This window comes from Streptomyces angustmyceticus (assembly GCF_040701845.1).
Taxonomy (GTDB): Bacteria; Actinomycetota; Actinomycetes; order Streptomycetales; family Streptomycetaceae; genus Streptomyces; species Streptomyces angustmyceticus_A.
The window spans coordinates 1-25,285 of record NZ_JBFBHQ010000016.1; the positions used below are offsets into that span (position 1 = coordinate 1).

The following is a 25,285-nucleotide window of genomic DNA, read 5'->3' on the forward strand; positions in this document are numbered from 1 at the left end:
TTGTTTTTTTTGTTTTTTTTTTGGGTTTGGGGGGTGGGTTGCGGGACGTAAAGCGAAGCAGTCCCGCAACCCACCCCCGGAGGCCCGTCACCGCACCACACCACGCGCCGCGGCGGCAGCCCGCAAAAAAACACCCCTCCCCACCGAAGGTGGGGAGGGGAAAGCACGGCGGTGCCACCCGCCCACGTGGGAGGCCGGCCCCCGCCGCATGCGGTTTGTGGGAGGCCGGCCCCCGCCGCAGGCGGTTTGTGGGAGGCCGGCCCCCGCCGCAGGCGGTTTTCAGCCCGTCAACGACCCCAGGTACGCATTCGTCTTCTCCGGCTCGTAGAAGAAGTTCTCGAAGTCGGACGGGTCGTTGAACCCGTTGGCGAAGCGGTCGGCGACGGGCTGCAGCTGGCCGGCCGCGCCGATGAGGTTCAGGATGTGCTCCGGCGGCGGGGCCAGCATCGCGTTCGTCCACTTGGTGACGTGCTGGGCGGTGTTCCAGTAGCGGTCGAAGGCGGTCTGCATCCACTCCGCGTCGAAGGGCCGGTCGCCGTGCTCGACGATGGAGGCCAGGTAGGAGGCGGCGCACTTGGAGGCCGAGTTCGAGCCCTGGCCGGTGATCGGGTCGTTGGCGACCACGACGTCGGCGACACCGAGCACCAGACCGCCGGAGGGCAGCCGGCCGATGGGGTTGCGCACGGTGGGGGCGTAGCGGCCGGCCAGCGTGCCGTTGGCGTCGGTCAGTTCGACCTTGGTGGCGCGGGCGTACTCCCAGGGCAGGAACTTCTCCATCAGCTCCAGGGTCAGGGCGAGGTGCTCGTTGGGGTCCTTGACGCCCTGGAAGACGTCCAGCGGGCCGCCGGGGATGCCCTCCCAGAAGAGGATGTCGGCGCGGCCGGAGGTGGTGAGCGTCGGCATGACGAACAGCTCGCCGACGCCGGGCACGAGGTTGCAGCGCACCGCGTCGAACTCGGGGTGTTCGGGGCGCGGGCCCATGCCGTGGACGTAGGCGACGGCGAGCGCGCGCTGCGGGGTGTCGTACGGGGAGCGGGAGGCGTCCCGGCCGAACATGGACACCAGCTCGCCCTTGCCGGCCGAGACCAGCGTCAGGTCGTAGCGGCTCACGAAGAAGTCCAGGTCGGAGACGGCCGCGCCGTGGATGACGAGCTGGCCGCCGCGCTGCGCGAAGGTCTCCATCCAGCCGGCCATCTTCACCCGCTGGTCGACGGACTGGGCGTAGCCGTCCAGCTTGCCGACCCAGTCGATGGCGCGCTGCGAGCCCTCGGGCGACTCGTGGCTGCCGGGGGCGGCGACGGAGACGCCGAGACCCTCGATGCGCGGGGCCTGGTTCTCCCAGAAGTTGATCTGGAGGTCGCGCTCGTTCTGCAGCGCGGTGTCGAACATGCACTGCGTCGACATGACCCGGCCGGCGCGGATCTCGTCGGCGGTGCGGTTGGACATGAGGGTGACCTCGTAGCCCTGGGACTGGAGACCGAGGGCGAGCTGGAGCCCGGACTGGCCGGCTCCGACGATGAGTATCTTCCGCATGGCGGCACTCTTCTCTGCTACTGCTGGTGTTCGGGGGAGGGGAAGGGGGGTGCGGTGGCCCGTACGGGGCCGTGGCCCCGTACGGGGGCCGGTTACTCGGGCGCGGTCTCCAAGGCGTGGCCGACCAGCGCGAGCAGCGACTCGATCACCGTGACCCGCTTCCGCGCGTCCATGATCACAACGGGCACGTGCGGCGGCACGGTCAGCGCGTCGCGCACATGCTCGACGGCGAAGGCCTCGGTCCCCTCGAAGTGGTTGACCGCGACGACGTACGGCAGTCCGCAGCTCTCGAAGTAGTCCAGTGCCGGGAAACAGTCCTCCAGACGCCGGGTGTCGGCCATCACGATCGCGCCGATCGCGCCGCGCACCAGGTCGTCCCACATGAACCAGAAGCGCTGCTGCCCGGGCGTGCCGAACAGGTACAGCACCAGCTCCTGGTCGAGGGTGATCCGCCCGAAGTCCATCGCGACCGTGGTCGTGGACTTCTCCGGGGTGGCGGTCAGATCGTCCGTCTCCGCGCTGGCCTGGGTCATCACCGCCTCGGTCTGGAGCGGGGTGATCTCCGAGACCGATCCGACGAAGGTGGTCTTTCCGACGCCGAAGCCGCCCGCCACCACGATCTTGGTGGCGATCGGCGCCCGCGAACGGTCCGTCTGCCAGCTCTGCAGCCCCGCGTCGGCGGCCTGGGCCGCCGGGTCGGACGGGCTCACGGAACCGGGGGTCGCCGTCGGCCCGGCCGATATCGTGTCAGAGCCTGTGAAGTCCACTCAGCACCCTTTCGAGCAGCGCGCGGTCGGGCCGGCCGGAGCCGTGCCCGGTGCCGTAGACGCGAATCTTTCCCTGGTCGGCGAGGTCGCTGAGCAGTACGCGGACCACGCCCAGCGGCATCTTGAGGAGTGCGGAGATCTCCGCGACCGAGCGCATCCGGCGGCACAGCTCGACGATGGCGCGCATCTCCGGCATCACCCGGTCGCCCCAGCCGCCGGACGTCAGCTCGCGGCGCTCCTCGGGCGCCTCCAGCGCGGCCACGAACGTCTCGACGAGCAGGACGTGGCCGAATCGCGTCCGGCCTCCGGTGAGCGAGTACGGCCGCACGCGCGAGGGTTTGCGCTCCCCGCCGCGCACGGGGAGTTTGCGACTGCTGCTCATGCCGAAACCTCGCTTCGTCCGCCCTCGCACTCGCTCGGCGCGCACCTCTCCACGGTCCGCTCACTACGTTCGCTCACTGGGCGTTCTCCATCGACTTGCGCAATTCGGTGCGGAGTTCGGGGGTGAGGACATGACCGGCCCGGCCGACGAACAGCGCCATGTGGTAGGCGATGACGCTCATGTCGCAGTCCGGGGTGGCGTGCACCCCGAGCAGCGAGCCGTCGCTGATCGACATGACGAACAGGCTGCCCTCGTCCATCGTGATCATCGTCTGCTTGACCGCCCCGCCGTCCATCAGCTTCGCGGCACCCTGGGTGAGGCTGCCCAGCCCGGACACGATGGTGGCCAGGTCCGCGCTGGATCCCCGCGGACCGTCACCCCCCGGCCGTGCCGTCTCCTCCGCCCGGTCCGGGTCGGAGGACAGCAGCAGCAGGCCGTCGGAGGAGACCACCGCGACCGAGCGGATTCCCGGTACTTCGTCGACCAGATTGGTCAGCAGCCAATGCAGATTCCTTGCCTGACTGCTCAGACCCTGTCCGTAAGCAGTGGGCGCTTGCGCCTTCAATCGCGTGCCTCCTCGACAACGTGGCTCTCTCCCGGGGCCCCCGCTCCGTCGGTGTCCGTCTGTGGGATGGTCAGCTCCGCTGTACGTTCCGCGATCTCGGCTTCGACCTCACGCCGGCCGTCTCGCGCTCCCGCCTGAAATCCGCCGAGCCGGCGCCGCAGCGCCTCGGCGTTGGCCGCACCGCTCTTGCGCGGGGCGGTCGGCGCCTGGTTCTGCGCCACGACCTTGGGGGTGCGCTTGGGCAGCCCCATGGAGGTCGTCCGCCGCTCCCCCGCGGGCGGGGCGGCGGCGGTCTGTGGGTCGGCCGGTGCCTCGGCCGGGGACGCGCCGCCGGCTGCGTCCGTGGGGGTGGCGCCGGCCGCGGGGCGCGCGTGCTGGTCCGGGCCGATGGCGTACGGGTCGGCCGGGGCCGCGCCCGCCGCGGCGGGCTCGTTGCCCGGGGCGCCGTCGTCCGCGGGCCGCAGGTGCTCGCCGGCGCCGCCGGTGGTGGCGGCGTAGGGGCCGGGCGACTGCGGGCCGTACGGGCTCGGTTCGGACGCCGCGTGGGTGGTGGGGCCGGCCGGCTGCTCCCCGGCGGGTGCCGGTTCGGCCGGAGCGCCGAGACCGGCCGCGTCGATCGCGCGCTCCGCGGCGGCGACGAACGGGTCGGCGGCGGGGTCCGCTGCCGGGGTGCCGTCGTGGCCGGGCGCCGGCGCCGCCGGGCCGTCGGGCTGCCCGGCGGCCGCGGGTGCGGCCGGGGACGGGGCCGCTCCGGGCGCCGGGGACGGGGCGGCCGCGGCGGCAGGTCCGGTCACGGCTGCCGGGTCCCGCCGCGCCATCCGGGTCGGCAGCGCGTTGGAGTTCGCCTCGGCGACCGAGCCGGGCAGGGACGGGGTGTGCGCCACGTCCCGGGGCGTGCTCGCCGGCGAGGCCGCCGGGGCCGGGCGGGTGGGCAGGATCGAGCCGGGCAGCACGATGACGGCGGTGACGCCGCCCTGCTTGGCGTCCCGCAGCTGGACCCGGACACCGTGCCGGGCGGCCAGCCGCACGACCACGTACAGGCCCAGGCCCAGGGCCTCGTCGACGGTCTCGGAGGACGAGGCGGCCTCGACGTCGGTCAGCCGCTCGTTGAGTTCGGCCATCCGCTCCGAGGTCATCCCTATGCCCTCGTCCTGGACGGAGAGCATGACCTCGCCGCTCTCCAGCAGCCAGCCGGAGAGCTCGACATGGGCGTCCGGCGGCGAGAACGCGGTGGCGTTCTCCAGGAGTTCGGCGACCAGGTGGCTGACGTCGTCCGCGGCGAACCCGGCGACCTGGGAGTGCGGCGGCAGCGACTGGATGCTCACCCGCTCGTAGCGCTCGATCTCGCTGATCGCGGCGCGCATCACGTCCAGCAGCGGCACCGGCCCCTGGTGGTTGTTGCTGTACTGCTCCGCGCCCGCCAGGACGAGGAGGTTCTCGCTGTTGCGGCGCATCCGCGCGGCGAAGTGGTCCAGCTTGAAGAGGGTCTCCAGCCGCTCCGGGTCCTGCTCGCTCTCCTCCAGCGACTCGATGACGCCGAGCTGGCGCTCCACGAGGCCGAGGGTGCGCAGCGAGAGGTTGACGAACCGGCCGTGCACACCGGAGTGCAGGGCCGCCAGCCGCTCGGTGAGCTCGGCGATCTCCTCCCTGAGGGACTCGCCCTGCTCCTGGAGCACCTCGCGCTCGGCGACCAGCCGCTGCCGGCCGCCGACCAGCCGCTTGCGCTCGCCCTCCAGTTCGGAGGTGCGCCGCGCCAGCTCGCCGACCTGGGCGTGCAGCGCGTTGACGGAGCGGACGGCGGTGGCGAACTCGTCGTTGCGGCCCTTGTAGCTGATGGGCTCCTCGTGCGCCGGGTCGGCGGCCAGGCGCGTGGCGCCGATCCGCAGCGCGGCGAGCGGCTGGGTCATCGAGCGGGCGGCCCAGATGCCGGCGCCGACGGCCAGCAGCAGGCACAGCCCTTCCAGGCCGATGCGGATCTCCAGCTCGGTGACGTCGTCGTCGCGCAGGACGCCCAGGCGCTGGATGTCGCCGGTGGCCATGGCGGATTCGACGCCGCGCATCAGGCCGATGCGGCTGGTCAGCGTCTCCTGGACGCGCCGGCGGTTGAGCCGCAGATCCGTGGCGTCCAGGCGGGGCTGGTCGGTCAGCCGGGCCAGGTAGCGCTCGGCGGTGTTGACGTCGGCGCCGTTGACGGTGCGGACGTAGCGGTCCCGGGCGCTCTGGCTCGCGGTCTGCTGGAAGTCGCCCAGCGCGCCCTGTTCGCGCAGGTGCGCGACCTGGGCGAGGGTCGTCAGCCGGGGCTGGCTGCCGCCCGCGCCGAGGGCGGCGAGCAGCAGGGCCCGGGTGCCGGCGGCCTGTTCGGCGGCGCGGCCGAGGTCGGGCAGCGCGCGGGTGTCGGCGTCGGCGGAGTCCGCCCGGGCGGGCAGGCCGCGGGCGATGTCGTCACTGATCGCACCGAGTGCCTGGATCGCCTGGGTGTAGGCGTTGTAGACCTGCTCGGCCGATCCGGCCCCGGACAGCGCTTTTTGACGGGTTTGCGGCAGGGCGGCCAGGAGTTTGGCGGCGGTCTTGTACACGGCGCTGTCGTCGGCGGTGCCCTGGGCCGCGGAGCGCAGCTCGCCGATCTGCCGGTCCACACGGGCGCGCTGGGCGCGGGAGGCGGTGGCGTCCGTCGCGGCGGTGCCGGCGGCGTTGGCCGCGGTGTTGCCCAGCCCCTGGGCCGTACGGCTGCCGCGCCCCTTGGCGGCGTAGGCGGTCATCCCGTCGCGTTCGTCGGACAGGGAGTGCGCCAGCGCGACGGCATGCGCGTTGACCTGGGCGAGGTCGACCAGTTGCTGGCTGTGGGTGGCGTGGTCGGCCGTGGCCGACAGCCCGGGGGCGCCGGCGCCGAGGACGGCTGCGGCCACCACGGCGACCGCCCCGACGAGCCGGTTGCGCACGCGCGCGGGACGCCGTCCCGCACCGCCCTCCGTCCCGTCCGGACCCTTACCAGGACCCGAGCCCGTGCTCGGTCCCGAGACCGAACCGGCCGGTGAACCCGGCTTCCTTGCGCCGCCTCGAAGCCGCATCTTCCGCACCGCTGCTCGCATTCCTGTCTCGCCTGTCCACGCCATATGGCGTCGCGGACCCGGCTCGCTCTCCGCTCACGGGGGCGGACCTGCGCGAAGAACGCAGCAGCACACACTTCCGCGAGGGGAAACAGCCCGGCTCTGCGCGTCGCGACGAACGTCCTGGCCCCGCCCCTTGACCGGGCAACGACCCTTCCACCGGCGCCGCGCAGTGGCTCGGCAACACATGCCCGGCCACCTGAACGAGTGAACATCAATCGGAGTTTGACCATCAACTTCCGTGCGCCAAGGTTTTCGGCCGCCGGCCCGCCCCACCCCGGAACGGGTTTGGAGATGTGTCCCGCTCCTGGAAGGATGCGCGCCCGCACGCCGCCGGGTCCGCGGTCCTTACCTCCGGTACGCCACCGCCCCGGCCGCACTCCGGCACCGCCGCGCGCCCCTGCGACCGGGGGCGGAACCGAGGCCTCCGGCAGACTTGCCGCCATGCGCATCGAACTCGCCACCGAGCCGGGCGACGCCCAACACCCAAACGAGGACTACGCATCGGTAGCCCTGCCGGCCTCCGGCGAGGGCGGAGCCTTCGTCCTGCTGGACGGCGTGACGCCACCCGCGGAGGACTACGGCTGCGTCCACACCGTGCCGTGGTTCACCGCGCGGCTCGGTGGCGCAATGCTCGAACTGTCGGTTTCACACCGGGATATGACGCTCCCTGAGCTTCTCTCCACGGCCATCTCCCGGACGGCCGATATCCATCGGGACACGTGTGACCTTTCTCACGCCCGCACTCCCCAGGCAACCGTCGTCGCCGCACGGTGGTCCGGGGCCGCCGTCGAGTACCTCGTCCTGTCCGACTCGGTGCTGCTCCTGGAGCTGGCGGACGGCTCGGTGCACCCGGTGCGCGACCGGCGGCTGGACGAACTGCCGCCCGCGGTCCGCGACCGGCGCGCCGCCGTACGGGCCCTGCCGCGCGGTTCGGCGGAACGGGCCGCGGCGGCCCGGAAGTACGTCCGCGCGGTCGAGGCGCTGCGCAACGCGGAGGGCGGCTTCTTCACCGCGGCCGCCGATCCGGCGGTGGCCGCCCGTGCGGTGTCCGGCAGCGTGCCGCGCGCCGGCCTGCGCTCGCTGACCGCGCTCAGCGACGGCGCGAGCCGCTGGACGGAGGTCTTCCAGGAGGGCTCCTGGGCCGACTGCGTGGCCCAGGTGACCGGGCACGGCCCGCAGTCGCTGATCGACCGGGTCAGGGCGGCGGAGGCGGCGGACCCGCAGGGCACGGCGTATCCGCGCGGCAAGGCGCGGGACGACGCGGCGGTGATTTTCGTGGCGCCGTGATTTTTGTGGTCCCGTGACAATCACCGGCGGGCGGCGGAATTTCCGCCGGCGCGGGGGAACGCCGCGGCGGCGGCGCAGGTCCGGGGGTGCGGCGGCGCCGGACGCCCCCGGCACGCACAGCGCTCCCCAGGGGGTGTCCGCGCAGTCCTGCCCTCCCGTCGGACGACGGGAGGGTGCGGACACCCCTAGACCTCGTCGCTCTCCTGCTCCGCGTTCAGTCGGTGCAGCAGGCGGGCCAGTTCGGCGACCTCGGCGCGGTCCCAGGAGGCGAGGCGGCGGGCGTACTGGGCGCGGCGGCCGGTGCGGACGCGGGTGAAGCGGTCGCTGCCCTCGTCGGTCAGACGCACCAGGACCGCGCGGCCGTCGGCCGGGTCCGGCTCGCGGGCGACGAGTCCGAGCTTCTCCAGGGCGTGCAACTGGCGGCTCATCGTGGCCTTCCCGACGCCGAAGAAGCCGGCGAGGTCGGTGGCCCGCTGGGCACCGGCGTCGGCCAGCCGGACGAGCAGGCCGTACGCGGAGGGCTCAAGGTCGGGATGCACCTCTCGTGCCAATTCGCCCGACGAGGCACGGGCCCGGCGGAGGAATACCGCCAATTCGCGCTCCAGGGCCAGAAATACGTGGTCCACACCCATCGGTTCGCCGTCCGCCGTCGTCCCGTCGGCTCCGGTGTTGTGCACGTCAGCGCCCATGCCCGCTTTCCCTCACCTGAAAGTTTCCGCCCTCGGCGGCCGAAGCCGCAGCTCGGCCAGTATTTCGCAGGATTAGACCAACGGCAGCCCACGGCCCCTCTTCTGCCCCCTCGTTCTACGCGCGTATCGTCATTTCTGGCATGGCCATACCAAATGGCCTCCGGGTGTCCGCGGTCCCGCCGCGCGCCTCGCACGTCGCACCGCCGCGTCCGCACGCCTGCGCCATGCCGTCAGCTCCTCCCCCCCTCAGGTCATCCCCCCGAGATCTTCGGAGGCACGTATGTCCGTGCTCAGATCCGGCTCTCCCCACCGACCCGCACGGTCCCTCACGGCCGTGGCCGGGGTCCTTCTCGCGGTCCTCTCCCTCCTCCTCGGGCTGCCGGGCACCGCCGGCGCCGCGGCCACCCGGCACGCGCCCGAACCCAGCCACCCCGGCCAGGACTGGGCCGGTTCCCAGATCGCCCGGCACGAGGGCACCGCGGCCGGCCCCGCGCCGGCCGCACCGTCCCTCGCCGCGTCCGTCGAGGGCGTGGACGTCAGCAGCCACAACGGCAGCGTCGCCTGGTCGACGCTCTGGAACAGCGGTGTCCGCTTCGCCTATGTGAAGGCGACCGAGTCCACCAGCTACACCAACCCCTCCTTCGCGCAGCAGTACAACGGCTCCTACAACACCGGCATGATCCGGGGCGCGTACCACTTCGCCACCCCCGACACCTCCAGCGGCGCCGCCCAGGCCACCTACTTCCTCAACCACGGCGGCGGCTGGTCCCGGGACGGCAGGACGCTGCCCGGCGCGCTCGACATGGAGTACAACCCCTACGGCGCCACCTGTTACGGGCTGAGCGCGGCCGGCCTGGTCAACTGGATGAAGGACTGGTTCGCCACCTACAAGGCGCGGACCGGCCGGGACGCCGTCATCTACACCTCCACCAGCTGGTGGAAGCAGTGCACCGGCAACTCCACCACCTTCGGCGCCGTCAACCCCCTGTGGATACCGCGCTACGGCTCCTCGGTCGGCGAACTCCCGGCCGGCTGGGGCTTCCACACCGTCTGGCAGTACACCTCGTCCGGCCCGACGGTCGGGGACCACAACCGCTTCAACGGCGCGCTGGACCGCCTCCGGGCCCTCGCCAACGGCTAGGGACTCCCCCGGGACACCTGCGCGCGAGGCGCGCCCCCGGGCACACGGCGGCGGCCGGTCCGGCCCCTCTGCGGGAACCGGACCGGCCGCCGTTGCCTGTCAGGCCGCGACCGGCACCTTGGGAGCGGCCCCGTTCGAGGCCGGGGTCAGCGCCAGCTCCAGCACCTGGCGGACGTCCGCCACGGCGTGCACCTCCAGGGCGTCGAGGACCTCGGCCGGCACCTCGTCCAGGTCGGGTTCGTTGCGCTTGGGGATCACCACGGTGGTGATCCCGGCACGGTGCGCCGCCAGCAGCTTCTGCTTGACGCCGCCGATCGGCAGCACCCGCCCGGTCAGCGAGACCTCACCGGTCATCGCCACATCCGGCCTCACCTGCCGGCCCGACAGCAGCGAGGCCAGCGCCGTCGTCATCGTCACGCCCGCGCTCGGCCCGTCCTTGGGAACGGCGCCCGCCGGTACGTGCAGATGCACACCGCGCTCCTTCAGATCGGCGACCGGGAGCTCCAGTTCCGCGCCGTGGGAGCGCAGGAAGGACAGCGCGATGTGCGCGGACTCCTTCATCACGTCGCCGAGCTGGCCGGTCAGCTGGAGCCCGGACGCCCCGGTCTCCGGATCGGCGAGCGAGGCCTCCACATAGAGCACGTCGCCGCCGGCGCCGGTGACCGCGAGGCCGGTGACCACACCGGGCACCGCGGTGCGCCGCTCGGCCGGGTCCTGCGCCGACTCGGGGGTGTGGTGCGGCCGCCCGATCAGCGGGCGCAGCTGGTCCGTGCCGACCGTGAAGGGCAGCTCCTGCTGCCCCAGTTCGTGCTGGGCGGCGACCTTGCGCAGCAGCCTGGCGACCGCGCGCTCCAGATTCCGTACGCCCGCCTCGCGGGTGTACTCGCCCGCCAGCTTGCGCAGCGCGGCGTCCTCCAGCGTCACCTCACCGCTCTCCAGACCGGCCCGCTCCAGCTGGCGCGGCAGCAGGTGGTCCCGGGCGATGACGACCTTCTCGTCCTCGGTGTAGCCGTCCAGGCGGACCAGCTCCATCCGGTCGAGCAGCGGCTCGGGGATGGCTTCGAGGACATTGGCGGTGGCCAGGAAGACCACGTCGCTGAGGTCGAGTTCGACCTCTAGGTAGTGGTCGCGGAAGGTGTGGTTCTGCGCCGGGTCCAGGACCTCCAGGAGGGCGGCGGCGGGGTCGCCGCGGAAGTCGGAGCCCACCTTGTCGATCTCGTCGAGCAGCACCACCGGGTTCATCGACCCGGCCTCCTTGATCGCACGGACGATCCGGCCGGGCAGCGCGCCGACGTAGGTGCGCCGGTGGCCGCGGATCTCCGCCTCGTCCCGGACGCCGCCGAGCGCGACCCGGACGAACTTGCGGCCCATGGCCCGCGCGACGGACTCACCGAGCGAGGTCTTGCCGACACCGGGCGGGCCGACGAGCGCCAGCACCGCGCCGCCACGGCGCCCCCCGATCAGGCCGAGACCGCGCTCGGCCCGGCGCTTGCGGACGGCCAGGTATTCGGTGATCCGCTCCTTGACGTCCTCCAGGCCCGCGTGGTCGGCGTCGAGGATCTCCTTGGCGCCGGCGATGTCGTAGGCGTCCTCGGTGCGTTCGTTCCACGGCAGCTCCAGGACGGTGTCCAGCCAGGTGCGGATCCAGGAGCCCTCGGGGCTCTGGTCGCTGGACCGCTCCAGCTTGTCGACCTCCTTGAGGGCGGCCTTGCGGACGTCCACGGGCAGGTCGGCGGCCTCGACCCGGGCACGGTAGTCGTCCCCCTCGTCCTCGGGGTCGCCGTTGAGCCCGGCGAGTTCCTTGCGGACCGCCTCCAGCTGCCGGCGCAGCAGGAACTCCCGCTGCTGCTTGTCGACGCCCTCCTGGACGTCCTTGGCGATGGATTCGGCGACGTCCTGCTCGGCGAGGTGCTCGCGCAGCGTCTCGGTGGCGTACTTCAGGCGCGCGACCGGATCGGTGGTCTCCAGCAGCCGGACCTTCTGTTCGGTGGTCAGGAACGGCGAGTAGCCGGAGTTGTCGGCCAGCGTCGGGACGTCCTCGATCTGCTGGACGCGGTCGACGACCTGCCAGGCGCCGCGCTTGCGCAGCCAGCTGGTGGCCAGCGCCTTGTACTCGGTGACGAGTTCGGTCACCGCACCGGGCAGGGGGGCGGGGACCGTCTCCTCGACGGTCGTGCCCTCCACCCAGAGCGCGGCGCCGGGCCCGGTCGTGCCGGAGCCGATCCGCACCCGGCCCAGGCCCCGGATCAGCGCCCCGGGGTCGCCGTCGGACAGCCGCCCGACCTGCTCGATCCGCCCGAGCGTGCCGATGCCGGCGTAGGTCCCGTCGACCCGGGGAACGAGCAGCACCCGCGGTTTGTTGCCCGAGGTGGCGGCGGCCTGCGCGGCCTCCACCGCCGCCCGGACGTCCGGGTCGGACAGGTCCAGGGGCACCACCATGCCGGGGAGCACGACCTCGTCATCGAGGGGCAGCACGGGCAGAGTGAGCGATGTGGACGTCGAAGCCATGATCTCCCCTTCGGCAAACAAGTTGAGCTGTACTCACTCAATGCGGCGGGGGTGGGAGATGTTCCCCCGGAGTCGTTCGCTGTGAGCGATCACCCGCGCTGCCAGTGGGCGGGGCGGGACAGGGCCTCCGGCAGCCCGGTCGCCGCGTCGCCCCGGGCCGCGTCGAGCTGCGCCTGGGTGAGGAAGAGGGCACCGGTGAGGTCGGCGCCGGAGAGGTCCGCGTCCCGCAGGTCGGCGCCGATCAGGTCCGCCGTGCGCAGATCGGCGCCCGTGAGGTCGGCCGCGACCAGGCAGGCCCCGCGGAGGTTGGCGCCCCGCAGGCGGGCGCCCTTGAGGCGGGCCCCCAGGAGATCGGCGCCGCGCCGCTCCTTCTTGGGGCCCGGGACCTCGGCCCGTACGAGCTCGCTGGCACGCAGCAGCAGGGCGTTGACCTCGCCCCGGTGGGCCGGCACGTCGAGGGCCGTGAGCTCCTCGGCGCTGCCGCGGGTGAGGGCCTCGGTCCTCTCCAGTGCGGCGCGCAGACCGGCGTGCACCGGGCGGGCGGCGGGCAGGGCCAGCGCCTCGGCCAGGTACCACAGGAGTTCGTGCAGCTGCCGCATGACGGGGAAGACCTCGAACATCTGCCGGGCGGTCCCCGGGGCCCGCCGCCAGTCCTGTCCGCCGAAGGTGACCTGGGAGACCTTCTGTCCGGCGCCGAAGCAGTCGAAGACGGTGCAGCCGGAGAAGCCGCGCGGACGGAGCTCGGCGTGGATGCCGCAGCGGAAGTCCGTGCGCAGGTTCGGGCAGGGGCGGCCGGCGTCCTTGTCGAACGCGAAGTCCGCCGAGGCCGCGAACGGCAGCGCGACACAGCAGAGCCCGAAGCAACTGCCGCAGTCGGACCGCAGACCGGGAGCGGCGGTGTCCGGAACTGCTTGCTGGTGGTCTGGGGACACGGTGGGCGCACTCCTGCGGCCGGCGGGCGCCCGCGGGGCCCGCGCTCGGAAGGGGCCGCCATTCTCCCAGGCGCCGGGCGGGGCGCCGCGCCCGGCCGGCTGCGTACGCCGCGGGCGGCAACGCCCCCTCCGCCGCCGGGCGTTGTCAGTGGTCGCCCCTAGCCTCAGAACCATGAGCATGATCGGAGCGTATGCACGCGTCACGCCCGCCGAACTCCACCGCACCCTGGACGATCCCGAGTGGGCGCTGGAGCTGGTCGGCGGGCGGATGGAGGCGGAGGCGCAGGAGTGTCCGCGGCCCGCGCTGGCACGCTGCCTGGATGTCGACAAGGCCTGGGACGCCCTCGGGTTCCTGCTGCGCCGGGCGGCCTTCCCGGTGGACATCGTCCACGGCGAGGAGGCCGTCCCCGGCGCCGACGACTGGGGCTACGGCCCGCCCCGCTACCTCACCCCCGAGCGGGTGCGGACCGCCGCCGGGGCCCTGGCGGAGATATCGGGCGAGCGCCTGACGGCCGGGGTCGGTCCCGAGGACCTCGCCGAGGCGGAGGTGTACCCGGCGATCGTCTGGGAGCGGGGCGTGCCCCTGGACTTCGTGAGCGAGCACTACGAGCTGCTGCGGCCGTTCTTCCGCGCGGCGGCGGACGAGGGGGACGGCATGCTGATGTGGCTCGGATAGCGGCGCGGCCGGGGCCCGGCGGGCCGCGCCGAAAAGCCCTTCGATGACGACCTCACACCGCGTCAGGACTGCTACCTTCACCGCATGTTGCAGCGGATGTCCGGGATTTTCATCGGCGCACTCTTCGGGACGATCTTCGTGGTCGCGAACGCACACGACCCGCTGGATCCCGCGATCGGCCTCGCCCTGCGGGTGCTCGCGGTGCTCACCTTGGCCGGGCTGGTGGCGCTCGCGCTGCGGGCCGGGCGGCTCGAAGGGCCCGTGGCGGAGGACGCCGAGCCCGCCCGCGCCGACTGGTTCCGGGGGCGGTTCGCGTTCGTCGTGGGGGCCGAGGCGGTGCTGCTGGTCGGCGGCAATCTCGCGCTGCGGGCCGCGGGTGCTCCCCCGGAGACCGCCGTGGCCTGGATCGCGCTGATCGTCGGTCTGCACTTCGTCGCGCTGATGGCGGTCTGGAAGCGGCGCAGCATCGCCGTTCCCGGTGTCGCGCTGACCGCACTGGGCGTGACGGGGCTGGGCATGGCGGGCACCTCGGCGGTGGCGTGGGTGCCGTTCGTCAGCGGGGTGCTCTCCGGTGTGGTGCTGCTGGGCGGCTGCGCCTACGCCATCGCGCACACCTACCTCTCGGCGGTCCGCTCCGGCCCGCGGCTCCCGGACGCTCAGTAGGTCCGCATGCCCCGCAGCGCCGGATGGCCCAGGTCGCCCAGGAGCGGCGCGGGCCGGGCGAGGGCGGTGCGCCAGCGTCGGAGCAGCGGCCAGCTCGCGACGCCCAGGGCGAGCGAGAGCAGATGGCCCCATTCGGTCATCGGGTCGGCGTAGGCGAGCAGATCGGTCACGGCCAGGTAGCCGACACCGGCCAGCAGCGGCCAGCGCAGCCAGGCCGGCAGCAGGCCGGCGAGGGCTCCGATGCTGGTCATCACGCCGAAGCTGATGCCGTAGTCGAGGCGGTGCAGCGAGCTCTCCGGCAGCCGGCCGGCGGCGACGGAGAAGGCGACGGGCAGTTCGGTGGCGAGGGTGGCCAGCGCATGTCCGCCGAAGAAGACGGCGGCCGTGCGCAGTCCCCCGATCCGCCGCTCCAGGGCCGTCAGGACGAAGAGGAAGCCGAGGGCGTACGCGGAGGTCATCCCGCCCGCTATCCACAGCGCGCTGGCGACCAGCACCAGCAGCGGGGCCTGCGCCAGATGGACGACGTCCGTACTGGAGCCCTGGAGCAGGTCGGAGACGAGCGCCGGGTCGGCGTACTCGGCGAAGAGCGAGGTGGCCACGAGGAGGAGGGCGTAGCCGAAGGTGAAGGGGGTGCCGAGGGGCGTGGGCAGCAGCCGCCCGGCCCGCCGCCGCGGAGGCGGCGGCACCGCGGCGGGCGCCGCCTCCTGCACGCGGACCGGCCGGGGCGCACGCTGGCGGGGGATGCCCGGCAGCAGGCCCGGCGCGAGGGCCGGTGACGCGTCGGGACCGTGGTCCGGCGCCGGTATGGCGGACGGCGCACGATCGGCCCGTGCCCTCTCGGCGGATCCCAGCCAGCTCACTTGTCCGAGGCCCCTTCCGTCCCTGGCGCATCCGGTCAGCCACGTCCGTGTTCCTCGGCCGTGATTCCCCTGCCCCGCCCTACGTTCCGGACCAGCCTGCACGCTCAACCCATGAGGAACCTGTGTGAGTGATATCCCTCACATGGAGCAACCCTCGTGAGGGGCCTCACGTCCGCGCCGCCGGGGGCGCCCCCCGGCTCATTCCGTTGGACCGGCACGGTCCGTATTGGCCACCATGGGCGCCATGGCTCCCGTGACTCCGACCCAGGCAACGACCGGCCTCCCCGAGGCCCCGCGCACGCTCGACCGCCGCGAGGGCCCGTACGGCGAGGTGGTGCTGCGCCGGCGGGGCGGATCCCCCGCAGAGCCCGGAGTTGACGACTCCGGCGCCCCCGCCGTCTACGAGATCATCGCCAACGGCTGCTTCCTGATGGACACCTCCGACGGCCGGTCCGAGCGGCTGCTGATCGACGCCGCGCTGGACGCACTGCCGGCCGGCCGGGCCCGGCCCTCCGTGCTGATCGGCGGCCTGGGCGTCGGGTTCTCCCTGGCCCGCGCGGCCGCCCAGCCGCGCTGGGGGCGGATCGTCGTCGTCGAGCGCGAGGAGGCGGTCATCGACTGGCACCGCACGGGCCCGCTGTCGGCGGTCTCGGCGGCCGCGCTGGCCGATCCGCGCAGCGAGATCCTGCACACCGACCTGGTCGCCCACCTGCGGTCGGAAACCGCCCAGGACACCTACGACGCCCTGTGCCTGGACATCGACAACGGCCCCGACTGGACCGTCACCGAGGGCAACGACAGCCTCTACTCCCCCGCCGGACTCGCCGCCTGCCGCGACCGCCTGACACCCGGCGGCGTGCTCGCCGTCTGGTCCGCGCAGCCGTCCCCGGCCTTCGAGGAAGCCTTGCGAAATGCCGGTTTCCACGGGGTACATACGGAAGAGATCCCCGTTGTCCGAGGCGTCCCTGACGTGGTCCATCTCGCGCGGAAGGGCGCGTAGCCGACACTCGCGCCATGCCCGTACGCTGCTGCCCAGCAATACGCGACCACGCAGGGGACATGCAGGGGCGGGCGATGGACCAGACTCAGACAACGCAGGGCGGCGCCGCTGCCACGCCGGGCGCCCAGCGCCGGGTGCTGGTCGTGGAGGACGACCCGACGATCGTCGACGCCATCGCGGCCCGGCTGCGCGCCGAGGGCTTCCAGGTGCAGACGGCGACCGACGGGCCGGCCGCGGTGGAGACCGCGGAGGCCTGGCAGCCGGATCTGCTGGTGCTCGACGTGATGCTGCCGGGCTTCGACGGCCTGGAGGTGTGCCGCCGGGTCCAGGCCCAGCGCCCGGTGCCGGTGATGATGCTCACCGCACGGGACGACGAGACCGACATGCTGGTCGGCCTCGGCGTCGGCGCCGACGACTACATGACCAAGCCGTTCTCCATGCGGGAACTGGCCGCCCGGGTGCACGTCCTGCTGCGCCGGGTCGAGCGCGCCGCGCTGGCCGCGCACACCCCGCGCAGCGGCATCCTGCGGCTGGGCGAGCTGGAGATCGACCACGCCCAGCGCCGGGTGCGGGTGCGCGGCTCGGACGTCCATCTGACGCCCACCGAGTTCGACCTGCTGGTCTGCCTGGCCAACACCCCGCGCGCGGTGCTCTCCCGTGAGCAGCTGCTGGCCGAGGTGTGGGACTGGGCGGACGCCTCCGGGACCCGTACGGTCGACAGCCACATCAAGGCCCTGCGCCGCAAGATCGGCGCCGAGCGCATCCGTACGGTCCACGGTGTCGGCTACGCCCTGGAGACCCCCGCCGCATGACGCGGCGGCGGTGGCACACGCCCGTGAGCGAGCTGGGGCGGCGGGTCTGGGAGGGCCTGCGCCCGCTCGACCCCTACCGCTCGGTCAAGGCCGCGCTCGGCGCGCTGGTCAGCGTCTCGGTGATCATCACCACGCTGCTGGTCTTCGTCGCGATGCACTCGGCGACCGAGCTGCGGGTGATCACGATCTTCTCGATCATCGCCTCGCTGCTGATCACCCAGTTCGTGGCCAACAGCCTGACCGCCCCGCTCGACGAGATGACGGACGTCACCCGTTCGATGGCGCACGGCAACTACAGCCGCCGGGTCCGCTCGGAGCGCCGTGACGAGTTCGGCGACCTGGCGAACGCCTTCAACCGGATGGCGGCCGACCTGGAGGCGGTGGACACCCACCGCAAGGAGCTGGTGGCCAACGTCTCGCACGAGCTGCGCACCCCGATCGCCGCGCTCCGCGCCGTCCTGGAGAACGTGGTCGACGGGGTCAGCGAGCCGGACCCGGAGACGATGCGGACGGCGCTGCAGCAGACCGAGCGGCTGGGCCGCCTCGTCGAGCACCTGCTGGACCTGTCCCGGCTGGACAACGGGGTGGTGCCGCTGCACGCCCGGCGCTTCGAGGTCTGGCCGTACCTGTCCGGGGTGCTCAAGGAGGCCAACATGAGCCGGGGCGCCTCCACCCTCGCCGGGGTGGCCGGCTCCGGCACCCACACCCGTACGGACGTCCACCTCCACCTCGACGTCTCGCCGCCGGAGCTGACCGCACACGCGGACGCCGAGCGGCTGCACCAGGTCGTGGCCAATCTCATCGACAACGCGATCAAGCACAGTCCCCGGCACGGCCGGGTCACGGTGCACGCGCGGCGCGGCGAGGGCCCCGAGAGCCTGGTGGTGGAGGTACAGGACGAGGGGCCCGGCATTCCGGAGTCGGAGCGCTACCGGGTCTTCGAGCGGTTCAACCGCGGCGGCCCGGCGCCCTCGGGCCCCGGCTCCGACGGGGGCACCGGCCTGGGCCTGGCCATCGCGCGCTGGGCCGTGGACCTGCACGGCGGACGCATCGGCGTGGCCGAATCCCCACGTGGTTGCCGGATCCGGGTCACTCTTCCGGGGCTGGAGTCAGCTCGAAGCTGACGGCCGCTGACGTAGGGTCGGTGGTGGGAGCACTCCTGCGGCGATCACGCCTACCCGGATACAGGCAAACCTTGCGTGTTTCCCGTCTGATCGTGCCCCGAAACACGTCCGGGAATGTGACGTACGCGACGAGTACCCCTCCCAGCCTGCATCGAGGGTCACAACAGGCGTAGCCTTTATTCCCGCTGTCCACCACCTTAGGAAGCGGAAGAGGGCGGTTGCCGCCGTGTCGCTACAGTCCCCCAACAGCTCGAGCATCTCGACCGACCAAGAGGGGCAGGGGAAGAACCCTGCTGCCGCGTTCGGTCCCAATGAGTGGCTCGTCGACGAGATCTACCAGCAGTACCTCCAGGACCCGAACTCGGTAGACCGAGCCTGGTGGGACTTCTTCGCCGACTACAAGCCGGGCGGTGCCACCGCGCCGGGCCAGCCGGCGGAGGGCTCCGCCCCCGCTCCGGCCGCTCCGGCGCAGTCGGCCCCGGCGGCGCCCGCCGCCGCCGAGCCCAAGCCCGCGGCCGCCGCGCCGGCCACCCCGGCGAAGCCGGCCGCGAGCGCACCGGCCCCGGCCAAGGCCGCTCCGGCGAAGGCCGCCCCGGCCAAGCCGGCCGCCAAGGCCGCCACCCAGAAGGCCGACGGCGAGGTCACTGCCGGTCCCGAGTTCGTCACCCTGCGTGGCCCGTCGGCCGCCGTTGCGAAGAACATGAACGCCTCCCTGGAGCTGCCGACGGCCACGTCCGTCCGCGCGGTCCCGGTGAAGCTGCTCTTCGACAACCGCATCGTGATCAACAACCACCTCAAGCGCGCCCGGGGCGGGAAGGTCTCCTTCACCCACCTCATCGGGTACGCGATGGTGCAGGCCCTCAAGGCCATGCCGGCGATGAACTACTCCTTCGCCCAGAAGGACGGCAAGCCGACCCTGGTCAAGCCCGACCACGTGAACCTCGGTCTGGCCATCGACCTGGTGAAGCCGAACGGCGAGCGCCAGCTCGTCGTCGCCGCCATCAAGAAGGCCGAGACGCTGACCTTCTTCGAGTTCTGGCAGGCCTACGAGGACATCGTCCGCCGGGCCCGCGACAACAAGCTGACGATGGACGACTTCACCGGAGTCACCGCGTCGCTGACGAACCCGGGCGGCATCGGCACCGTCCACTCCGTGCCGCGCCTGATGCCGGGCCAGTCCATGATCATGGGCGTCGGCGCGATGGACTACCCCGCGGAGTTCCAGGGCACCTCGCAGGACGCCCTGAACAAGCTGGGTGTCTCCAAGGTCATGACGCTGACCAGCACCTATGACCACCGGGTGATCCAGGGCGCCGCCTCCGGCGAGTTCCTGCGGGTCATGAGCCAGCTGCTGCTCGGCGAGAAGGACTTCTTCGACGACATCTTCAAGTCGCTGCGGATCCCGTACGAGCCGATCCGCTGGATGCGCGACATCGACGCGTCGCACGACGACGACGTCACCAAGGCCGCCCGGGTCTTCGAGCTGATCCACTCCTACCGGGTCCGCGGCCACGTCATGGCCGACACCGACCCGCTGGAGTACCACCAGCGCAAGCACCCCGACCTCGACATCACCGAGCACGGCCTCACCCTGTGGGACCTGGAGCGCGAGTTCGCGGTCGGCGGCTTCTCCGGCAAGTCCATGATGAAGCTGCGCGACATCCTCGGCGTGCTGCGCGACTCGTACTGCCGCACCACCGGCATCGAGTTCATGCACATCCAGGACCCGCAGCAGCGCAAGTGGATCCAGGACCGGGTCGAGCGCTCGCACAAGTCGCCCGAGCGCGAGGAGCAGCTGCGCATCCTGCGCCGGCTGAACTCCGCCGAGGCGTTCGAGACGTTCCTGCAGACGAAGTACGTCGGCCAGAAGCGCTTCTCGCTGGAGGGCGGCGAGTCCGTCATCCCGCTGCTGGACGCGGTCATCGACTCCGCGGCCGAGTCGCGCCTGGACGAGGTCGTCATCGGCATGGCCCACCGCGGCCGCCTCAACGTCCTCGCCAACATCGTCGGCAAGTCCTACGCGCAGATCTTCCGCGAGTTCGAGGGCAACCTCGACCCGAAGTCGATGCACGGCTCCGGCGACGTGAAGTACCACCTGGGCGCCGAGGGCACCTTCACCGGTCTCGACGGCGAGCAGATCAAGGTCTCGCTCACCGCCAACCCCTCCCACCTGGAGGCCGTGGACCCGGTCGTCGAGGGTGTCTCGCGCGCCAAGCAGGACATCATCAACAAGGGCGGCACGGACTTCACGGTCCTGCCGATCCAGCTGCACGGTGACGCGGCGTTCGCCGGCCAGGGCGTGGTCGCCGAGACGCTGAACATGTCGCAGCTGCGCGGCTACCGCACCGGCGGCACGGTCCACGTCGTCATCAACAACCAGGTCGGCTTCACCGCCGCCCCGGAGTCGTCGCGCTCGTCCATGTACGCCACCGACGTGGCCCGCATGATCGAGGCGCCGATCTTCCACGTGAACGGCGACGACCCCGAGGCCGTCGTCCGCGTTGCCCGTCTGGCCTTCGAGTTCCGCCAGGCGTTCAACAAGGACGTCGTCATCGACCTGATCTGCTACCGCCGCCGCGGCCACAACGAGTCCGACAACCCGGCCTTCACCCAGCCGCTGATGTACGACCTGATCGACAAGAAGCGCTCGGTGCGCAAGCTCTACACCGAGTCCCTCATCGGTCGCGGCGACATCACGCTGGAGGAGGCCGAGCAGGCGCTGCAGGACTTCCAGGGCCAGCTGGAGAAGGTCTTCACCGAGGTCCGCGACGCCACGACGGCGCCGGCCGCCCCCGAGGTGCCGCAGCCCAAGGCCGAGTTCCCGGTCTACGTCGACACCGCGATCTCCCAGGAGGTCGTCAAGCGGATCGCCGAGTCGCAGGTCAACATCCCCGAGCGGGTCACCGTCCACCCGCGTCTGCTGCCCCAGCTGCAGCGCCGCGCGGCCCAGGTCGAGGACAACACCATCGACTGGGGCATGGGCGAGACCCTCGCCATCGGCTCGCTGCTGATGGAGGGCACCCCGGTCCGGCTCGCCGGCCAGGACTCCCGCCGCGGCACCTTCGGCCAGCGCCACGCGGTGCTGATCGACCGCGAGACCGGCGACGACTACACCCCGCTGCTCTACCTCTCCGAGGACCAGGCCCGCTTCAACGTCTACGACTCGCTGCTGAGCGAGTACGCGGCGATGGGCTTCGAGTACGGCTACTCCCTGGCCCGCCCGGAGGCGCTGGTCATGTGGGAGGCGCAGTTCGGTGACTTCGTCAACGGCGCACAGACCGTCGTCGACGAGTTCATCTCCTCGGCGGAGCAGAAGTGGGGCCAGACGTCCGGCGTCACCCTGCTGCTGCCGCACGGCTACGAGGGCCAGGGCCCGGACCACTCCTCGGCCCGGATCGAGCGCTTCCTGCAGCTGTGCGCGCAGAACAACATGACGGTCGCCGCGCCGACCCTGCCGTCGAACTACTTCCACCTGCTGCGCTGGCAGGTCCACAACCCGCACCACAAGCCGCTGGTCGTCTTCACCCCGAAGTCGATGCTGCGTCTGAAGGCCGCGGCGTCGAGCACGGAAGAGTTCACGACGGGCGGCTTCCGCCCCGTCATCGGCGACTCCACGGTCAAGGCCGAGGACGTCCGCAAGGTCATCTTCTGCTCCGGCAAGGTCTACTACGACCTGGAGGCCGAGCGCGAGAAGCGCGGCGCGAACGACACCGCGATCGTCCGCATCGAGCGCCTCTACCCGCTTCCCGGCAAGGAGCTCCAGGCGGAGATCGCCAAGTTCCCGAACGCCGAGAAGTACCTGTGGACGCAGGAGGAGCCGGCGAACCAGGGTGCGTGGCCGTTCCTCGGCCTCAACCTGATCGACCACCTCGACCTGGCCGTCGGCGCCGATGTCCCGCACGGCGAGCGCCTGCGCCGCATCTCGCGGCCGCACTCCTCGTCGCCGGCCGTCGGCTCCGCCAAGCGCCACCAGGCGGAGCAGGCACAGCTGGTCGCGGAGGCCTTCGACGCCTGAGGCGCCGAGGTGCCGGGGTGACCGGTGGAGCACAGCGGATGGGCCCGTCCCCGGTGGGGGCGGGCCCTTCCGCATGCCGGGGGCCGGACGCCGTGGCGGCGCCCGCCGCGCGCCGTCGTCGGGCTCCGGCCCTAGACGGGCTGCGGTTCGAAGTCCCAGTACGGGCGGCGGCGGCGCCGGGCGGAGAGGGTGTGCGGGTGCTCGGGGCCCAGCGTCTCGGAGAGCTGCCCGATCGCCTCCTGCTCCAGCTTGGCGGCTTCCTGGCCGCGGCGCAGCGCCCGCAGGTCCTCGGCGAGCGCCGTCTTCGCGGAGAGGGTCAGCGGGTGGGCGTCGCCGAGCGCCGTCTTGGCGCGCGCGAGTGTGGCCCGGCCCAGCTCCACCGCCCCCTCCTCGTCGTCCACCCGGTTGCGGGCGGCACCGGCGTTCAGCGCACAGCCCAGCGTCCAGGGGTGGTCGGGGCCCATGGCCTCGGTCATCCCGCCGAGCGCCCGGTCCGCGAGGGCCAGCGCCTCGGCGGAGTCCCCGAACTCGGCGCGGACCAGCCCGACGTTGCCGAGGGTGCCGACGGTGTAGGGGTGATGTTCGCCGGCCAGGGCGCGGTAGCGCTCGGCGACCTCCTCGGCGAGGTCGCGGGCGTGCCCGAGGTCGCCGTGCTCGCGCAGGAAGGTGGCCTGGTCGGCGCGCACCATCAGCGTCTCGGGGTGGCGGGGCCCCTGCACCCGGCGGGAGCGCTCGACGAGGTCGGCGAGCAGCACGGCGGCGCGGGCGGTGTCGCCGGAGCGGCGCAGGCACAGCGCGAGGTTGTGCTCGGCGCGCAGGGTCTGCGGGGTGTGCGCGCCCATCACCTGCAGATGCAGCCGGGCGTTGAGCTCCTGGCCGGAGGTGGCGTCGCGGTAGCGGCCGAGCAGGCGCAGCGTACGGGCGTAGGCGGTGCCCGCGTTGAGGGTGAGGTGGTGGCGGGCGCGCAGTTCGCGCTCCCGGAACGCCAGCACCTCGCGGTGGGTGACCAGTGCTTCCTCGTAGCGCCCGAGCAGCGCCAGGACGGTGCCGAGGTTGTGCCGCGAGGAGAGGGTGCGGGGCGCCTCCGGGCCGAGCAGGTCGGCGTAGGCCCGCCAGACGGCGTCGAAGAGGTCGTAGGCCTGCTCGTACGCGCCCAGGGCGATCAGGGTGCCGGCCAGGCCGTCCTGGGCCCGCAGCAGGTCGGCGTCGGCCGCGTCCCGCTCGGCGGTGAGCTGGTCGACGACGGCGCTGCCGACCGCCTCGGCCTCGCGGTAGCGGCCGAGCCTGCGCAGCATGTTGGCGTGCTGGTGGGTGAGGACGAGCATGGTGCGCTGGGTGGCCGCGAGCCGGGTGCGCCAGCGCGACATGAACTGTTCGCACAGCCGCAGGCCCATGCGGTACTCGCCGCGGACCCGCAGGTACTCGACGCAGTTGAGCAGCAGCTGCTGGACCGCGGGCTCGGGGCTGTCGAGGACGCCGGCCGGCTCCAGGTGCGGGATCAGCGCGGCGTAGCGCTCCCAGTAGCGGGTGTCGGCGGGGTTCTGCGGGTCGGCGGTGACCAGCACCCGGCAGGCCGTCGCCGCCATCAGGTCGCGCTCGTCCTCGGTCATGTCGCTGCGCAGGAACCGGTGGTAGAGCCGGTGCATCAGCGCGGTCTCCACGGCCGGTTCGGCGTCCTGGGAGACCTGGTAGTCGAGGCGTACGGCGGTGGACTCGGTCAGCCGGCGCAGTGCGGTGTTCCAGCTGATCGGTTCGGCGGCCAGGTCGGCGAGGTGTTCGGGCAGGTCGCCGCGGCGGGCCTGGGCGAGCATCGGGACGGGGATGGCGTCCGGGGCGAAGAACGCGAACAGCTTGAGGAGTTCGACCGCGGCGGGGCTGCGTTCGCGCAGGGTGTTGAGGGTTATGGCCCAACTGGTCTGGAAGGCCATGGGGTAGTCGGAGGAGATGCGGATGCCGACCAGGCTGGGCTCGCCGCGGCGGATCAGCTCGATGTACTCCTTGGGCGACATCGGGTTGGCGTCCAGCCAGGCGGCGGTCTGGGCGAGCAGCAGCGGCAGGTCCTGGACGGCGTCGGAGAGCAGGTCGGCCTCCATCGGCGTCAGCCGCGGGGCCCGCCGCCGGGCGTAGGCGACGCTCTCGACGCGGTCGAAGGGCAGCACCTCGATCTCCTGGGCGCTGCCGGAGCCCGACCAGTCGCGGGTGAGGGTGGTGATCAGGACGTGGCCGCGGCCGTCCGGCACCAGGTCCTCGATCTGCTCCATGTCGTCGGCGCTGTCGAAGATCAGCAGCCAGCGGCGGTAGGGGCGGCCGACGCGGAGCGCTTCGTGGACGGCGCGGATGCGGTCGCCCAGCTCCCGGCCGACGGGCAGGCCGAGCCGGGTGGCGAGTTCGGCGAGCTGTTCGCGGGCGGCGCCGCGGTTGGTGGCGCTGATCCACCACACCACGTCGTAGTCGTTGCCGAAGCGGTGGGCGTACTCGGCGGCGATCTGGCTCTTGCCGACGCCGGAGGTGCCGTACAGCGCGATACGGGTCTCCAGCGGCGGGCCGGCGCCCGCCCCGGAGCCGGCCAGCTTGCCGTGCAGCTCTTCGAGGACGTTGTCGCGGCCGGTGAAGCGGTTGTTGCGGCGCGGGATGTTCCACACCTCGGGCGGGTTGTTCGGGAAGCGGGGCGCGCCGGGCGCCTCCTCGTCGACGGCCCGGCCCTGCCCCGCGATGCCGAGCCGTTGCAGCACCCGGCGGTTGGCCTCCTGGGCGTCCAGGTCGCGCAGGTCGGCGGGCCGCAGCAGGGAGGCCGTGGCGGGCAGGGACTGGGTGGCCACGCTCACGGCGGCGAACCGGTCGGCGTGCGGGGAGACCACCTCGCGCAGGGCGGCCGTCCACTCCTCCTGCGTCTTGGGGCCCAGCCGGAAGTACCAGTCGTCCAGCACGATCAGCAGCCGGCCCTCGGCCTCCAGCAGCCCCGAGAGCTCCTCCACCAGGGCGGTGTCCACCTGGGGGTCCCAGCGCAGCAGGGTCGTGCCGTGCCCCTGCGCTTCCAGCTGGTGGGAGATCCACGCCGCCCAGGGCCGGGTGAAGCCCGCGTAGCTGATGGTGATGTGTTCGTTGGAGCCGGTGGGACCGGAAAAGGTGGCCTGATCGACCATGCGACCGTCTCCCTGGGATGCGATGGTGCGCGCGTGCGGAGGCTGGCTCATCGGGCACGCCCTGGCTCTTCGGCACGA

18 protein-coding genes are annotated in these 25,285 nt (G+C 72.6%); 8 read left to right on the plus strand and 10 right to left on the minus strand.

The window, feature by feature from the left end; translation table 11 throughout:
• Window positions 1–279: 279 nt before the first annotated feature.
• The 5 genes from AB0411_RS26325 to AB0411_RS26345 form a co-directional block, all read right to left on the minus strand.
• Window positions 280–1,533 (minus strand): styrene monooxygenase/indole monooxygenase family protein, encoded by a 1,254-nt coding sequence (locus AB0411_RS26325; protein WP_366419749.1) that lies wholly within the window; start codon window positions 1,531–1,533, stop codon window positions 280–282.
• Window positions 1,534–1,625: 92 nt separating this feature from the next.
• Window positions 1,626–2,243 carry a GTP-binding protein gene (locus AB0411_RS26330; RefSeq protein ID WP_366419750.1) on the minus strand — a complete coding sequence of 206 codons (618 nt, stop codon included), beginning with the start codon at window positions 2,241–2,243 and terminating at the stop codon, window positions 1,626–1,628.
• Between the two features lie 37 nt (window positions 2,244–2,280).
• The gene (locus AB0411_RS26335; protein ID WP_086720132.1) at window positions 2,281–2,682 is read right to left on the minus strand and encodes a DUF742 domain-containing protein; all 402 of its coding nucleotides are present in this window, start codon (window positions 2,680–2,682) and stop codon (window positions 2,281–2,283) included.
• A 73-nt stretch (window positions 2,683–2,755) separates the two neighbouring features.
• Window positions 2,756–3,247, minus strand: a complete 492-nt coding sequence (locus tag AB0411_RS26340; protein WP_366419751.1) for a roadblock/LC7 domain-containing protein — start codon at window positions 3,245–3,247, stop codon at window positions 2,756–2,758.
• Complete coding sequence (locus AB0411_RS26345) at window positions 3,244–6,186, minus strand: sensor histidine kinase (protein WP_366419752.1); 2,943 nt, start codon at window positions 6,184–6,186, stop codon at window positions 3,244–3,246. The genes AB0411_RS26340 and AB0411_RS26345 overlap by 4 nt, the downstream gene beginning before the upstream one ends.
• Before the next feature lie 612 nt (window positions 6,187–6,798).
• On the opposite strand from AB0411_RS26345, the gene AB0411_RS26350 reads away from it, so the two are divergent.
• Window positions 6,799–7,644 carry a hypothetical protein gene (locus tag AB0411_RS26350; protein ID WP_366419753.1) on the plus strand — a complete coding sequence of 282 codons (846 nt, stop codon included), beginning with the start codon at window positions 6,799–6,801 and terminating at the stop codon, window positions 7,642–7,644.
• Window positions 7,645–7,829: 185 nt separating this feature from the next.
• On the opposite strand, the gene AB0411_RS26355 is transcribed toward AB0411_RS26350, so the two are convergent.
• Complete coding sequence (locus tag AB0411_RS26355) at window positions 7,830–8,333, minus strand: MarR family winged helix-turn-helix transcriptional regulator (RefSeq protein ID WP_366419754.1); 504 nt, start codon at window positions 8,331–8,333, stop codon at window positions 7,830–7,832.
• A 280-nt stretch (window positions 8,334–8,613) separates the two neighbouring features.
• On the opposite strand from AB0411_RS26355, the gene AB0411_RS26360 reads away from it, so the two are divergent.
• On the plus strand, window positions 8,614–9,474 hold the full coding sequence (locus AB0411_RS26360; protein ID WP_366419755.1) for a lysozyme: 861 nt from the start codon (window positions 8,614–8,616) through the stop codon (window positions 9,472–9,474).
• A 99-nt stretch (window positions 9,475–9,573) separates the two neighbouring features.
• Here AB0411_RS26360 and lon read toward each other — a convergent pair whose 3' ends face one another.
• Together lon and AB0411_RS26370 are read right to left on the minus strand one after the other, a co-directional pair.
• Entirely contained in the window at window positions 9,574–11,982 is a 2,409-nt protein-coding gene (gene lon, locus AB0411_RS26365; RefSeq protein ID WP_366419756.1) for an endopeptidase La, read from the minus strand.
• Between the two features lie 89 nt (window positions 11,983–12,071).
• A complete protein-coding gene (locus AB0411_RS26370) occupies window positions 12,072–12,914 on the minus strand; it encodes a pentapeptide repeat-containing protein (protein WP_366419757.1) in 843 nt (280 codons plus the stop codon).
• Window positions 12,915–13,092: 178 nt separating this feature from the next.
• On the opposite strand from AB0411_RS26370, the gene AB0411_RS26375 reads away from it, so the two are divergent.
• Together AB0411_RS26375 and AB0411_RS26380 are read left to right on the plus strand one after the other, a co-directional pair.
• A complete protein-coding gene (locus AB0411_RS26375; RefSeq protein WP_403147242.1) occupies window positions 13,093–13,590 on the plus strand; it encodes a YfbM family protein in 498 nt (165 codons plus the stop codon).
• An 84-nt stretch (window positions 13,591–13,674) separates the two neighbouring features.
• Window positions 13,675–14,253, plus strand: a complete 579-nt coding sequence (locus tag AB0411_RS26380) for a hypothetical protein (RefSeq protein ID WP_366419759.1) — start codon at window positions 13,675–13,677, stop codon at window positions 14,251–14,253.
• Here the strand turns inward: AB0411_RS26380 and AB0411_RS26385 are convergent.
• Window positions 14,247–15,113 (minus strand): rhomboid-like protein, encoded by an 867-nt coding sequence (locus AB0411_RS26385; protein WP_366419760.1) that lies wholly within the window; start codon window positions 15,111–15,113, stop codon window positions 14,247–14,249. The genes AB0411_RS26380 and AB0411_RS26385 overlap by 7 nt on opposite strands.
• 244 nt (window positions 15,114–15,357) lie before the next feature.
• Between AB0411_RS26385 and AB0411_RS26390 the strand changes: the two genes are divergently transcribed.
• The 4 genes from AB0411_RS26390 to AB0411_RS26405 all read left to right on the plus strand — a co-directional run bounded on the left by AB0411_RS26390 (window position 15,358) and on the right by AB0411_RS26405 (window position 22,064).
• Window positions 15,358–16,113 (plus strand): spermidine synthase, encoded by a 756-nt coding sequence (locus tag AB0411_RS26390; RefSeq protein WP_366419761.1) that lies wholly within the window; start codon window positions 15,358–15,360, stop codon window positions 16,111–16,113.
• 74 nt (window positions 16,114–16,187) lie between these two features.
• Entirely contained in the window at window positions 16,188–16,925 is a 738-nt protein-coding gene (locus AB0411_RS26395) for a response regulator transcription factor (protein ID WP_086718595.1), read from the plus strand.
• Entirely contained in the window at window positions 16,922–18,049 is a 1,128-nt protein-coding gene (locus tag AB0411_RS26400) for a HAMP domain-containing sensor histidine kinase (RefSeq protein ID WP_366419762.1), read from the plus strand. Before AB0411_RS26395 ends, AB0411_RS26400 begins: the two co-directional genes overlap by 4 nt.
• A 226-nt stretch (window positions 18,050–18,275) precedes the next feature.
• Window positions 18,276–22,064: a multifunctional oxoglutarate decarboxylase/oxoglutarate dehydrogenase thiamine pyrophosphate-binding subunit/dihydrolipoyllysine-residue succinyltransferase subunit gene (locus AB0411_RS26405; RefSeq protein ID WP_366419763.1), complete on the plus strand. Its 3,789-nt coding sequence runs from the start codon at window positions 18,276–18,278 to the stop codon at window positions 22,062–22,064.
• Window positions 22,065–22,195: 131 nt separating this feature from the next.
• Here AB0411_RS26405 and fxsT read toward each other — a convergent pair whose 3' ends face one another.
• Window positions 22,196–25,207, minus strand: a complete 3,012-nt coding sequence (fxsT, locus tag AB0411_RS26410) for an FxSxx-COOH system tetratricopeptide repeat protein (protein ID WP_366419764.1) — start codon at window positions 25,205–25,207, stop codon at window positions 22,196–22,198.
• Window positions 25,208–25,285 lie beyond the last annotated feature (78 nt).